Source organism: Sphingobium bisphenolivorans (assembly GCF_000412635.1).
Classification (GTDB): Bacteria; Pseudomonadota; Alphaproteobacteria; order Sphingomonadales; family Sphingomonadaceae; genus Sphingobium; species Sphingobium bisphenolivorans.
In genome coordinates, this window is sequence record NZ_ASTG01000010.1 from 132836 (window position 1) to 144963 (window position 12128).

At 65.6% G+C, this 12128-nt stretch carries 10 protein-coding genes and 3 tRNA genes; 5 read left to right on the forward strand and 8 right to left on the reverse strand.

The genetic code is table 11. From position 1 onward, the window contains the following. Positions 1-141 precede the first annotated feature (141 nt). Both L858_RS0109505 and L858_RS0109510 read left to right on the forward strand, forming a co-directional pair. Positions 142-720, forward strand: a complete 579-nt coding sequence (locus L858_RS0109505) for a 5-formyltetrahydrofolate cyclo-ligase (protein ID WP_022682919.1) — start codon at positions 142-144, stop codon at positions 718-720. Next, entirely contained in the window at positions 717-959 is a 243-nt protein-coding gene (locus tag L858_RS0109510) for a DUF2842 domain-containing protein (RefSeq protein ID WP_022682920.1), read from the forward strand. The genes L858_RS0109505 and L858_RS0109510 overlap by 4 nt, the downstream gene beginning before the upstream one ends. A gap of 165 nt (positions 960-1124) precedes the next feature. Here the strand turns inward: L858_RS0109510 and L858_RS0109515 are convergent. The 3 genes from L858_RS0109515 to L858_RS0109525 all read right to left on the reverse strand — a co-directional run bounded on the left by L858_RS0109515 (position 1125) and on the right by L858_RS0109525 (position 2552). Next, positions 1125-1201, reverse strand: a tRNA-Asp gene (locus L858_RS0109515). 78 nt (positions 1202-1279) lie between these two features. Next, positions 1280-1356 (reverse strand) — tRNA-Asp (locus L858_RS0109520). Positions 1357-1397: 41 nt separating this feature from the next. Beyond that, entirely contained in the window at positions 1398-2552 is a 1155-nt protein-coding gene (locus L858_RS0109525; protein ID WP_022682921.1) for an AI-2E family transporter, read from the reverse strand. A gap of 152 nt (positions 2553-2704) precedes the next feature. On the opposite strand from L858_RS0109525, the gene L858_RS0109530 reads away from it, so the two are divergent. Next, on the forward strand, positions 2705-3166 hold the full coding sequence (locus L858_RS0109530) for a DUF11 domain-containing protein (RefSeq protein ID WP_022682922.1): 462 nt from the start codon (positions 2705-2707) through the stop codon (positions 3164-3166). Positions 3167-3172: 6 nt separating this feature from the next. On the opposite strand, the gene L858_RS0109535 is transcribed toward L858_RS0109530, so the two are convergent. The 4 genes from L858_RS0109535 to thyA all read right to left on the reverse strand — a co-directional run bounded on the left by L858_RS0109535 (position 3173) and on the right by thyA (position 7844). Next, positions 3173-4477, reverse strand: a complete 1305-nt coding sequence (locus tag L858_RS0109535; protein WP_022682923.1) for a dihydrolipoamide acetyltransferase family protein — start codon at positions 4475-4477, stop codon at positions 3173-3175. Between the two features lie 5 nt (positions 4478-4482). Next, positions 4483-5487 carry an alpha-ketoacid dehydrogenase subunit beta gene (locus tag L858_RS0109540; protein WP_028055985.1) on the reverse strand — a complete coding sequence of 335 codons (1005 nt, stop codon included), beginning with the start codon at positions 5485-5487 and terminating at the stop codon, positions 4483-4485. A gap of 41 nt (positions 5488-5528) precedes the next feature. After that, positions 5529-6824, reverse strand: a complete 1296-nt coding sequence (locus L858_RS0109545; protein ID WP_022682925.1) for a 3-methyl-2-oxobutanoate dehydrogenase (2-methylpropanoyl-transferring) subunit alpha — start codon at positions 6822-6824, stop codon at positions 5529-5531. 93 nt (positions 6825-6917) lie between these two features. Beyond that, entirely contained in the window at positions 6918-7844 is a 927-nt protein-coding gene (thyA, locus tag L858_RS0109550) for a thymidylate synthase (protein ID WP_028055986.1), read from the reverse strand. A gap of 166 nt (positions 7845-8010) precedes the next feature. Here thyA and L858_RS0109555 point away from each other — a divergent pair, with 166 nt between their 5' ends. Together L858_RS0109555 and L858_RS0109560 are read left to right on the forward strand one after the other, a co-directional pair. Beyond that, on the forward strand, positions 8011-8310 hold the full coding sequence (locus L858_RS0109555; RefSeq protein ID WP_022682927.1) for a JAB domain-containing protein: 300 nt from the start codon (positions 8011-8013) through the stop codon (positions 8308-8310). 98 nt (positions 8311-8408) lie between these two features. Continuing rightward, positions 8409-8485, forward strand: a tRNA-Pro gene (locus L858_RS0109560). Positions 8486-8492: 7 nt separating this feature from the next. Here the strand turns inward: L858_RS0109560 and putA are convergent. Beyond that, positions 8493-12098, reverse strand: a complete 3606-nt coding sequence (putA, locus tag L858_RS0109565) for a trifunctional transcriptional regulator/proline dehydrogenase/L-glutamate gamma-semialdehyde dehydrogenase (protein WP_022682928.1) — start codon at positions 12096-12098, stop codon at positions 8493-8495. Positions 12099-12128: the final 30 nt, after the last annotated feature.

Here is a 12128-nt window from a genome sequence, read left to right on the forward strand (position 1 = left end):
CCTGGGCGGGCTCCGGCCCGATCTACATGGTTCCCACCTGACGTTGAGGCGTCAGAGGATATTCCAGCAAACGGCCGAGGCGGTCCCGTCACCCCCCTCCCCATAAAGCGTGCTGGCTCACAGGACAGGCCGATACCATCGATGAGCGACGATCCCGATAAAGCCACATTGCGCGCCGCTGCCCGACAGCGGCGGCGGGCGTTCGTCGCCTCGCTCGATCCGCTCGCCCACCGGCTGGCTTTCAAGATGATTCCCTCTCCCCTCGCCCGGCGGCTTTCGGGCGCACGGACGGTGGCGCTTTATATGGGGCTGGACGATGAAGCGCCAGCCCAGCGGCTCGCCCCACAGTTGCAGGCGATGGGCCTGACGCTTGCCCTGCCGCGGGTGATCGACCGGCTGGGGAGCATGGATTTCCTGACGTGGAGCCCGGACGACCAGCTTTTCCCGGGCCTGTTCGGCACCAGCCATCCCGAGCCGACGGGCGACCCGGTGGTGCCCGACGTCATCATCGCGCCGCTGGTGGGGTTCGACCGGGCGATGAACCGGCTGGGGCAAGGCGGCGGCTATTATGACCGGGTCTTCGCGCGCTATCCCGACGCGTTGCGCATCGGTATTGCCTGGTCGGTGCAGGAGCATGAAGCGGTGCCTGCCGATCCTTGGGACCTGCCGCTGCACATCATCCTGACCGAGATCGAGCTGATAGAAGGAGACGGGATGTGAGCATCGATCCCCGCCACAGTTATACGCCGAGTTGGCGCAAGCCCGTGGGCATGTTCATCATCCTGGCGCTGATCGCGCTCTGGGCAGTGATGGTGGGGAGCCTCTCGGCGCTGATCGGGCGATTGCCGATGCTGGCGCAGGTACCGGTCTATGTGTTTTTGGGCGTGGTGTGGATCTGGGTGCTGCCGTTGAAGCGACTGATGTCGTGGATGGAAACGGGGCGCTGGCGGAGTTTTTGAGGTGGAATGGGTGGAGACGGCGCTCCCGGCTTGAACGACGTCATCCCGGCGAAGGCGGGGGATCGATCACCCAGCGGAGGGAGCCGCGATTCTCGGATCGCGAGCGCTATTCCACTTGGCGCAGCGCCGGCATGGAGCCACGTCATCATTCTATCATGAAGGAAATGGCGCGAGTGACGGGGCTCGAACCCGCGACCTCCGGCGTGACAGGCCGGCGCTCTAACCAACTGAGCTACACCCGCGCAGGGCGGCATCATGGCGTGACCTGAAACAAGCCACCAGACGATGCTGATCTGGGATACCTTCCACTTCAGGAGAAATGGCGCGAGTGACGGGGCTCGAACCCGCGACCTCCGGCGTGACAGGCCGGCGCTCTAACCAACTGAGCTACACCCGCGTTCGGTGTGGGCGGGCATCTATGCGGGCCTGCCCCTGCTGTCAACTCTCCGTAACATCGCTTTCCTGTCTTTCGTCATTTTCTTTCCGCGGAGTCACGGTGAGCGTGCCGCGCTCGAACAGGAAACCCGCAATATCGGGGGTTCCCGCCGCCGCCACGACGGTCTGGATGATGATCAGCAGCGGTACGCCGAGCAGCGCACCGAGCGTTCCCCATACCCAGCCCCAGAAGGTCAGCGACACCAGAATCAGCAGCGGGTTCATGGTGAGGCGCCGGCCCAGGATCGTGGGGGTCACGAAGTTCGCCTCGACCAGATGGAAGCCGACCTGCAACGCGGCAGGCAACAGCGCCCTCCACACATCGTCAAACACCATGAGGCCGCCCAGCGCCAGCAGCACCGCCGCCAGCATCGGCCCGAAATAGGGCACGAAATTCAGCAGCGCTACGATGCCGCCCCACATGAGCGGCGAGGGCATGTCGATCAGCCAGAGCGCCAGCGCCACCGCCATGCCAAGACACAGGTTGATCGTGGCGATCGTCAGCACATAGGCGGAGGTCGCGTCGACCACATTCTGGATGACGCGCGCGACCGCCATTGCGCCGTCGAAGCTGCCGCGACTGTTGATCGTGCGCCGCCGCAGCCGGGTCCAGCCGGCGAGAAAGAAATAGATGATGAGCAGCGCGAACACCATCTGGATGATGGCCGAGGGCGCGGATGTTGCGGCGAATTGCAGCAGCGAACGGGGCGCCTCTACGGCGGCGGTCTGTGCCGCGGCGACGGGGCCGCTCGCCAGCATCTGCACGGTTTCGTCGACGAAGCGCTGAAGCTGCGAATAAAAGTCGATGATCGGCGCAAGGTTGGTCTGGATCTGCGGCAGGCGCTCGGGCAGCACGCGGAACCAGTCAGCCGCAGGCACGACGATCAGCACGAGCGCGGTGTTCGCGACCAGCAGGAAGACGACCACCGCCAGCAAGGCCGCGAGCGAGGACGGCACGCGCCGCCGCTCCATCCATTCGAGCAGCGGAACCAGCGCGATGGCGATCACCAGCGCAGCGGTCAGCGGCAGGAAGAATTCGGCCCCCGCCCGCAACGCGAAGGGCAAGGCCAGTAACAAGCCGATCCCGGATGTGAGCGCGATGGAGGCCAGCAGGCGATCGCGCCGGCGGATGATTTCCTGTTCTTCCTGGGGTGTCACGTCCGACCTGTTCCTGCGCGCCTGGGCTATCCTGTGCACGTGGCGCCCGAACCCGTCAATTTCCATTCGCTTGTGGCCAATATGGAAAAGCCCGCCTTAACCAAATCTTCGCCCTTCCCCTTCATGCTCAACGCCAAAGGGGGAAATGGCGCATGAGGTTCGGATATTGGCTCGGCGTGAGCCTGTTTCTGACGACGCCGGCAATGGCGCAGCAGGACATCCGCCTGTCGCGGCAAATGTTCGTCGAGCGGGTCGCGACAGACATCAACGGGCGCGAGCGCCGCATTCTCACCAGCGCAGAGCGTCCGCAGCCCGGCGACCAACTGGTCTTCGTCGTCAACTGGCGCAATCAGGGTAGCCAGCCGTTGCACGGTGTCGCGGTGACGGACCCGGTGCCGCGTGGCACGTCGCTCTCGCTCGCCGATCCGATGATGCAGGTGTCGGTGGATGGCGGACAGCGCTGGGGCCGGCTCGAGGAATTATGGCTGCCTACGCCGCTCGGCGGCACCCGACGCGCCACTTCGCGTGACGTCACCCATGTTCGCTGGACGATGCCCGCCCGGATTTCGCCCGGTGAGCGCGGCCGGCTCAGCTATCGCGCCATCATGCGCTGACGCCGCTTAGTCCGCGAACAGCAGCACCGGCGTTTCGAGCAGCTTCTTCACCGCCTGTACGAAGCTGGCCGCGTCCCAGCCGTCGACCACGCGATGGTCGCAGCTGATCGACAGGTTCATGAGCTTTGCAGCCACCACTTCCTTGCCCCGGAAGACCGGCCGCTCGATGATGCGGTTCGGGCCGATGATTGCCACTTCCGGCCGGTTGATGACCGGCGTGGTCGCGATGCCGCCAAGCGGCCCCAGCGACGTCAGCGTGAGGGTAGAGCCGGACAGTTCCGCCGTTTTCGCCTTGCCGGAGCGGGCGGCATCCGCAAGCCGGGTGATCTCCGCCGAGAGCTGCCAGATATTGCGGTCCTGCGCGTCCCGGATGACCGGCACCATGAGGCCCCCGTCCGTCTGCGTCGCGATGCCCATATGGACCGCGCCATGGCGCGTTACCACGCCCGCCTCGTCATCATAGCGCGCGTTCAGCATCGGAAAGTCCGGCAGCGCGCGGCAGATGGCGACGATCAGCAGCGGCAGCAGGGTAAGCTTGGGCTTGTCGCCGCGGTGGGCGTTCAGTTGCGCGCGCGTTTCCTCCAGGGCGGTAACATCGATTTCCTCGACATAGGAGAAATGCGGAATGGCACGCTTGGATGCGGCCATGTTTTCGGCGATGCGGCGGCGCAGGCCGATGACCTTCACCTCCTCATCCGGGCGTCTGACGGAGCGCCCTGCGGGACTGTAGCCCTGTCCCGTCCCATAAAGCAGGAAGGCGTCGAGATCGGCATGCCGGATATGGTCGCCGCTGGGCTTAACTTGCGCGAGGTCGATGCCGAGTTCCCTGGCGCGCGCGCGGACAGCGGGCGATGCGAGGATGGGGGTAGCCCTGTCCACCTTCTCCCCGTTCGAGCCGAGCGAAGTCGAAGCCCCGTGCTGAGCCGCAGGCGATGCTGCCTCGCTATCGGCTCGGCCCGGCCGTTGACCTTCGGTCGCCTGCTGCCCGACAAGCTCGGGGGGAACGGAGGTGGACTCTTCAACCTCGCCCATGGATGAGTTATCGGGCGGAGCAGCTTCTTCCCCCACCGCCTCCATCTCGATCTCCACCAGCATCGAGCCGATCGCCACCTGCTGTCCCGGCTCCCCCGCCAGCCGCATGACGGTGCCCGAAACGGGGCTCTCCATTTCAACGGTCGCCTTGTCGGTCATCATGTCGGCGATCGGCTGGTCCTCCTCGACCCGGTCGCCGACCTTGACGTGCCAGCCGACGATTTCCGCTTCGGAAATGCCTTCGCCGATGTCGGGCAGCTTGAACGTGAAAAGTGCCATGCCCTTCAGTCCCTCATGATCTTCTTGATCGCCTCGCCGATGCGCACCGGGCCGGGAAAATAGGCCCATTCCAGACTATGCGGATAAGGCGTGTCGAAGCCGGTGACGCGCTCGATCGGCGCTTCGAGATGGTAGAAGCAGCGCTCCTGCACCAGCGCCAGAAGTTCCGCGCCAAAGCCGCTGGTCCGCGTCGCCTCATGCACGATCAGGCAGCGGCCGGTCTTCTTGACCGACCGCTCGATCGCATCGATGTCGAGCGGCACCAGCGTGCGCAGGTCCAATATCTCCGCGTCGATGGCCAGTTCGGCGGTGGTATTTTCAACGACATGCACCATCGTGCCGTAGCAGAGGATGGTGAGCGCCTCCCCGGCCCGCGCCACCCGCGCCGCTCCCAGCGGCACGCGATAATAGCCCGCCGGCACCTGCGCCTGCGGATGGCCGGCCCAGCTTCTGGCGGGCGTGTCGTAATGGCCGTCGAACGGGCCGTTATAGATGCGCTTGGGCTCGAAGAAGATCACCGGATCATTATCCTCGATCGCCGCGATCAGCAGGCCCTTGGCGTCATAGGGGGTCGAAGGGATCACCGTCTTGACGCCGGAGACATGGGTGAAGATGCCCTCGGGCGACTGGCTGTGCGTCTGCCCGCCGAAGATGCCGCCACCAAAGGGAGAGCGAACGGTGAGCGGCGCGATATATTCGCCGGCCGACCGGTATCGCAGCCGCGCTGCTTCGGACACCAGCTGATCGAGCGCGGGGTAGATATAGTCGGCGAACTGAATTTCCGGGACGGGCCGCAACCCATAGGCGCCCATCCCCACTGCCACGCCGATGATGCCGCATTCGGTGATCGGCGTGTCGAACACGCGGTTCTTGCCATATTTCTGCTGGAGCCCTGCGGTCGCGCGGAAGACGCCGCCGAAGAAGCCGACATCCTCCCCCATGACCACCACGTCGGGATCGCGCTCCATCATCACGTCGAGCGCGCTGTTGATCGCCTGGATCATGTTCATCTGCTGAGTATCGATGGCCGCTTCCTGTCTGGACGTCTCGTTCACAGCCCGGCCGCCTTCCATTCGTCCAGCATCTTCTGCTGCTGTTCCTTGAGGTGCCAGGGCATTTCTTCGAACACATCCTGGAACATGGTTTCCATGGGGTGGTGCAGGCCATGGCCGAGGATGCCGTTCTTCTCCGCCGCCCGCGCGGCGTCGCGGACCGTCTCGGCCAGTTCCTTGTCCATCGCGGCGTGGCGTTCCTCGTCCCAGATGCCGAGGCGGATGCAGTGCTGCTTGAGCCGGGCGATCGGGTCGCCGAGCGGCCAGTGGCTCGCCTCATCGGCGGAGCGATAGGCGATGGGATCGTCGGACGTGCTGTGCCCCTCGACCCTGTAGGTGAAATGCTCGATCAGGGTGGGGCCGCCATTGGCCCGCGCCCGGTCAGCGGCCCAGCGTGTCGCTGCATAGACGGCCAGCGCGTCATTGCCATCCACCCGGAGGCCGGCAATGCCATAGCCGATCGCCCGCGCGGCGAAGGTCGTGGCCTCGGCTCCGGCAAAGCCTGAAAAGCTGCTGATAGCCCATTGATTATTGACGATGTTCATGATGACCGGCGCGCGGTAGACGCTGGCGAAGGTGCAGGCCGAATGGAAGTCGCCCTCCGCCGTCGAACCTTCCCCGCACCAGGTCGCCGCGATGCGGCTGTCGCCCCGCGCGGCGCTCGCCATGGCCCAGCCGACCGCCTGCGGATATTGCGTGGTAAGGTTGCCGGAGATCGAGAAAAAACTCGCCTCCCGCGCCGAATACATGATCGGCAGCTGACGCCCCTTCAGCCGGTCGCCCTTGTTCGAGTAGATCTGGTTCATCATGTCGATGAGCGGCCAGTCGCGGGCGATCAATATACCCTGCTGCCGGTAACTGGGAAAACACATATCGTCCCGCGCCAGGGCGAGCGCCGCGCCGATCGATACCGCCTCCTCCCCCGTCGACTTCATGTAGAAGCTGGTCTTGCCCTGCCGCTGGGCGCGGAACATGCGCGCGTCGAACGCGCGGGTCAGCGCCATGGAACGCAGCATCTTCAGCAGCGTCTCGGGCGGCAGCTTCGGGTCCCAAGGGCCGACCGCCTGCCCGTCTTCATCCAGCACGCGGACGAGGCCATAGGCAAGTTCGCGAAAGCTTTCCGCTGCCGCCGCCTCATCAGGACGGGGCATGGCGCCAGCGGGAGGAATGGCGAAATCGCTGAAATCGGCATGGTCGCCCGGGCGAAATCTCGGCTCTGGCACATGCAGCCGCAGCGGCGGGAGATTGCGCCCCGGCTGATCCTTTCCAGCGTCGGCAACGGGCCGGTCGCTCATCCTGCCTCCTCTTGTGCATTGCAATATTATTGCTCTAAGCAATTATTATATTACAACGCCGCTTGGAGGCAAGCCCCGCCCGCCTGAAGTCCGTCAGACAGCGACCGGGGCGGAAATATGGGCCTGCGGCGCGTAATCAACCACTTCAAAATCTTCGATCCTGTAGTCGAAAATGGATGAAGGCCGCCCTTTGATCCGCAGTTTCGGATTGCCCGACGGAATTCGGCTGATCTGCTCTTCCACAAGATCGGCGTGGTTAAGGTAGAGATGCACGTCGCCGCCCTGCCAGACCACCTCTCCCGGCAGCAGGTCGCACTGCTGCGCCAGCATGCGGGTGATCATGGAAAGGCCGAAAATGTTGAAGGCGAACCCCAGCCCAAGGTCGCAGCTGCGCTGGAACAACAGGCCGTTCAGACGTCCGTTCGCTACCTGAAATTGATAGGTCATGTGGCAGGGCGGCAGCGCCATTTGAGAGACTTCGGCGACGTTCCAGCCGGTGAACAGCAGGCGGCGGGAGCCCGGCGTAGTGCGGATCGCTTCCACCAGGTCCGCAATCTGGTTGTGCCCGCGCGCGGCGCGGCGATAGAGGCCGTCGCCGACTGGCTCATAGCGCGGCCAGTTCACCCATTGCGCGCCATAGACCGGCCCTAGATCGCCCCAGCGCCGCGCGAAGACCTCATCCTGGATGATCCGCGCCTCGAACGCGTCGCGGTCGATCGCCTCCCCGGTCGCCCTGCGGTAAGCATCGAGCGGCCAGTCGGTCCAGATATGCACCCCCTGCCGCACCAGTTCGCGGATATTGGTGTCGCCGGTCAGGAACCACAGCATTTCGCGCGCGGCGGCCTTCCAATAGACCCGCTTGGTGGTCAGCAGCGGCACGGCATCGTCCGCGAGCGAAAAGCGCATGGTCGCGCCGAGCACTGATCGGGTGCCTACGCCGGTGCGGTCCACCCGCTCGTCCCCTTCGGTCCATATGCGCCGCATCAGGTCGAGATATTGCTGCTCATAATGGGGCGTCATGGGGCCGTCCGGACTTTCATAGGTGGCGAGTCTGCCGATGCTCCATCCGCGTCTAGCGGAGGCGCGGGAAAATTTCGCTGCAAAATGGAGGAGGTTCGCCGCAGCCCGCTCCGCTTCGGACCGGCTTGCGCGCGCCGCGGCCCATGCGCAATCGCATGATTGCGGCATGACGGATACAGCGACATTGCACCTCCTGCTGCTGGATGAACAATGGCAGCCGCGCCGCCGGGTGGCGCTGGACGAAGACTGGCGCGCCACCATGGACATATTGCTGCGCTGCGACAGCTCCTGGCTCGTCATCGAACAGCGGCGCGACGAGGCGGCCGCGCCCTTGCCGCGCTCATCCGACATCCGCCTGACGCGCAGCCTTCGCCGGCGGCTGCGGCCGATGGAGATCCGCATTGCCGACCACATCATCGAAGGCGCACAAGGCCGTTTCAGCTTTCGGGAAGCGGGGCTTTTGTAGCGAGATGAAAAAAACCTGTTCTGCCGCTTGCCAGTGCGAAAAGCCGCCTCTATAGGCTGCGGCCTGCCCAGCGGGACCCTAGCGGAACCGCCGACGGTCGGGGAGTAGCTCAGCCTGGTAGAGCACTGTCTTCGGGAGGCAGGGGCCGGAGGTTCGAATCCTCTCTCCCCGACCAATTTCTTTCATTCGAGCATCATCAGACTGGCATTGCCGCCTGCTGCGGTCGTGTTGATCGATATCGTCCGCTCCTCAAGCAGCCATTCGGGGCGATAGGCCAGCCCTGCTTCGACGTCGGCGGCATGGAGGGGTACGATGGGTCCAGGCAACCGCGCCAGTGTCTCTGCTGCCGTCAGGATGGCGGCCGCATCGCCCTGCACCAGCGCCGCTGCTTGCGGATCCTCATCAGCCTCGAACCGCAGCCCCACGGCAGCCGGGAGGTTGTCGGGCAAAGTGATGCCCTCGGCGCGACCTGTGTTGCCCGTCGCCAGCACGGCGGCCATCTGGGAATAGAGGCCACGCTTGGTGACCGCATGCATTCCGATCAGGCCGCGCGGGTGAAGCGCATAAAGGTTGCGCTCTCCAACCGGTCCGGGCAGTTCCAGCTCGACGCCGAGCGGCGATGCCTCACCATAGCGGCGCGCCTCTGCCGCCGCCGCGCTTTCCCCTTGCGCCTCCAGCCAGTCGGCAAATTGCACGAGATCAGCGTCGGCGCTGGCGGCAGGCGGCAGCGCCAGCGGCGGGGTGCTGACCAGACGGCCCAGATAGAGCGGTCCTCCTGCCTTGGGCCCGGTGCCGGAGAGCCCTCTCCCGCCAAAAGGCTGAACGCCGACTACGGCGCCGATCATGTTGCGGTTCACATAGATATTTCCCGCGCCCGCCTGTGCCGTCACCTGCGCGACGACATCGTCCAGCCGCGTGTGCAGACCAAAGGTCAGGCCATAGCCCGTCGCATTGATCGCACCCACCAGCCGGTCGAGCGCCTCCCGGCGATAGCGGATCACATGCAGCACGGGCCCGAACACCTCCCGTGTCAGTTCGGCGACATCAGCGATTTCGATGATGGTCGGCGCGACGAAGCTGCCATGCTCTGCCTCGACGGGCAGCGCCTTCCGCGCGACCTTGCGGCCCAGTGCGCGCATGGCACCGATATGCGCTTCTATTCCGGCCTTCGCCTCGGCCGTGATGACCGGGCCTATATCCACGGCGAGCCGGTCGGTCCTGCCGATCCGCAACTCGTCCAGCGCGCCTTCAAGCATCGCGAGGGTCCGCTCGGCAACCTCCTCCTGCAGGCACAGGACGCGCAGCGCCGAACAGCGCTGCCCGGCGCTGTCGAAGGCGGAGGCGATCACATCGGCCACCACCTGCTCGGCCAAGGCGGAGGAATCCACGATCATCGCATTCTGCCCGCCCGTCTCCGCAATCAACGGGATGGGCCGGCCATCGGGGGAAAGCCGGGAGGCGAGCTGGCGCTGGATCAGCCGCGCTACCTCCGTCGATCCTGTGAACATGACGCCGGCAATCTCCGGTGCTGCGACCAGCGCCGCGCCGAGTTCTCCGTCACCTGGCAGCAGTTGTAGCGCGTCGCTCGGCACCCCGGCGTCATGCAGCAAACGCATGGCCTCGGCAGCGATCAGCGGTGTTTCCTCGGCCGGCTTGGCGAGCACCGGATTGCCCGCGACGAGCGCTGCGGCAACTTGGCCAGTGAAGATCGCCAGCGGAAAATTCCAGGGGCTTATGCAGGCGATCGGCCCTAACGGCTTCTGCGCGGATCCGAAAGTCGTCCGCGCCTGGGCCGCATAATAGCGCAGAAAATCGATCGCCTCCCGCACTTCGGCGATGGCGTTGGGAAGCGACTTGCCCGCCTCCCGCATGATGAGGCCGAGCAGGATCGGCATGCGCGCCTGCATGGCGTCGGCCGCTCGCTCCAGTGCCGCCGCCCGCTTGGCGACGGGGAGTGCGCCCCATGTCGCGGAAGCGGCCCGACCGGCGGCGGTGGCGGCTTGCGCTGGGGGAAGGTCGATCGCTGTTCCCACCCGGTCGCGCCGGTCCGCGGGGTTCAGGATCGCGCGCTTGGTCCCTTCGCCGCCGTCCGCTGCGGCCCTCCAGTCGAGCGCCGCGCTCTCGCTCAACGCGGCCGTCAGAGCCGCCAGCGCCCCTTCATCGCTGAGGTCAATGCCTTCGGAGTTGCGCCGGTCGGGGTAAAGCTCGCCCGGCAGCGCGATCGCTTCGCTCCGCGCGCCGGGGCATGGCATGGCGCGCACCTGTTCGGCGGGGTCGGCAATCAGATCGTCTATGGGGACTGACGGATCCGCGATCCTATGAACGAAGGAGGAGTTCGCGCCATTTTCCAGCAGCCGCCGCACAAGATAGGCGAGCAGCGTCTCATGCGTTCCCACCGGCGCATAGATGCGGCAAGGCCGATCCAGATGATCGCTGCCGACGACCTGCTCATAAAGCGGCTCGCCCATGCCGTGCAGGCATTGAAACTCATATCGGCCGACCGCGAAGTCCGGCCCCGCAAGATGATAGATGGTCGCCAATGTCTGCGCATTATGTGTCGCGAACTGCGGGAAGACATGATCCGTCGCGGCGAGCAGCTTGCGGGCGCAGGCGATATAGGCGACGTCGGTATGCAGCTTGCGGGTGTAGACGGGGAAGTCCTGCAGCCCGTCGACCTGCGCGCGCTTTATCTCCGCGTCCCAATAGGCACCCTTGACCAGACGCACCATGATCCGACGGCCCGAGCGCTCGGCAAGGTCGATCAGCCAGTCGATCACGAAGGGGCAGCGCTTGCCATAAGCCTGGACGACGAAACCGAGCCCGTTCCATCCTTCAAGCTCCGGATCGAGGGCGAGGCTTTCGAGCAGGTCGAGCGAGAGTTCCAGCCGGTCGGCCTCCTCCGCGTCGATATTGAGGCCGATGTCATAGCTGCGCGCGAGGAGCGCCAGTTGCTTCAGGCGCGGGAGCAGCTGTGCCATCACCCGCTCCGCTTGCGCCCGGCCATAGCGCGGATGCAGGGCCGACAGCTTGATCGAGATACCCGGCCCCGCATAGACGCCCCGCCCGGCAGCGGCACGGCCGATCGCATGGATGGCCTGCTCATAATCGGCATGATAGCGGGCCGCATCCGCCGCCGTCGCAGCCCCCTCCCCCAGCATGTCATAGCTGTAACGAAAGCCCTTCGCCTCCATGCTGCGCGACCGCCTCAGCGCTTCGCCAATGGTTTCGCCGGTGACGAACTGCTCACCCAGCAGGCGCATGGCCAGATCGACACCGCGCCGGATGACGGGCTCACCGACGCGTGCGATCAGCCGGGTCAGGGCAGCAGCGAGGCCCCGGTCATCGACGCTGCCGACCAGCCGGCCGGTCACCACCAGTCCCCAGGTGGCAGCGTTGACGAACAGCGACCTGCCCCCGCCCAGATGGCGGCTCCATTCCCCATCGGCGATCTTGTCGCGGATCAACGCGTCGCGCGTCGGCTCGTCGGGAATGCGCAGCAGCGCTTCGGCGAGGCACATCAGCGCGACCCCCTCCTGACTGGAGAGCGCATATTCCTGCACCAGTGCTTCGACGCCGCTGCCGTTTCGATGAGCCCGCAGCGCCTCCACGAGCTTGCGGGCGGTCCGCGCGATCGCCAGCCGCGTCCGATCCTCCACGCCGGCCGTTTCGAGCAGCGGCCGCAGACACTCGGCCTCGCCCCGCCGATAAGCCTCCGTGATGGCCCCGCGGAGCGGCGATGGCTGTCGGATCGGCGGAGCGAATTGAGCGAAAGGGACCGGCTTTGTCATGCACCTCGCCTTGACGAACGCACGCCGGCA

Coding starts and splice junctions, on each gene's coding strand:
- putA (WP_022682928.1), bottom strand. CDS start 12,098: ATGACAAAGCCGGTCCCTTTCGCTCAATTCGCTCCGCCGATCCGACAG.
- L858_RS0109530 (WP_022682922.1), top strand. CDS start 2,705: ATGAGGTTCGGATATTGGCTCGGCGTGAGCCTGTTTCTGACGACGCCG.
- L858_RS0109505 (WP_022682919.1), top strand. CDS start 142: ATGAGCGACGATCCCGATAAAGCCACATTGCGCGCCGCTGCCCGACAG.
- L858_RS0109555 (WP_022682927.1), top strand. CDS start 8,011: ATGACGGATACAGCGACATTGCACCTCCTGCTGCTGGATGAACAATGG.
- thyA (WP_028055986.1), bottom strand. CDS start 7,844: ATGACGCCCCATTATGAGCAGCAATATCTCGACCTGATGCGGCGCATA.
- L858_RS0109545 (WP_022682925.1), bottom strand. CDS start 6,824: ATGAGCGACCGGCCCGTTGCCGACGCTGGAAAGGATCAGCCGGGGCGC.
- L858_RS0109535 (WP_022682923.1), bottom strand. CDS start 4,477: ATGGCACTTTTCACGTTCAAGCTGCCCGACATCGGCGAAGGCATTTCC.
- L858_RS0109540 (WP_028055985.1), bottom strand. CDS start 5,487: ATGAACATGATCCAGGCGATCAACAGCGCGCTCGACGTGATGATGGAG.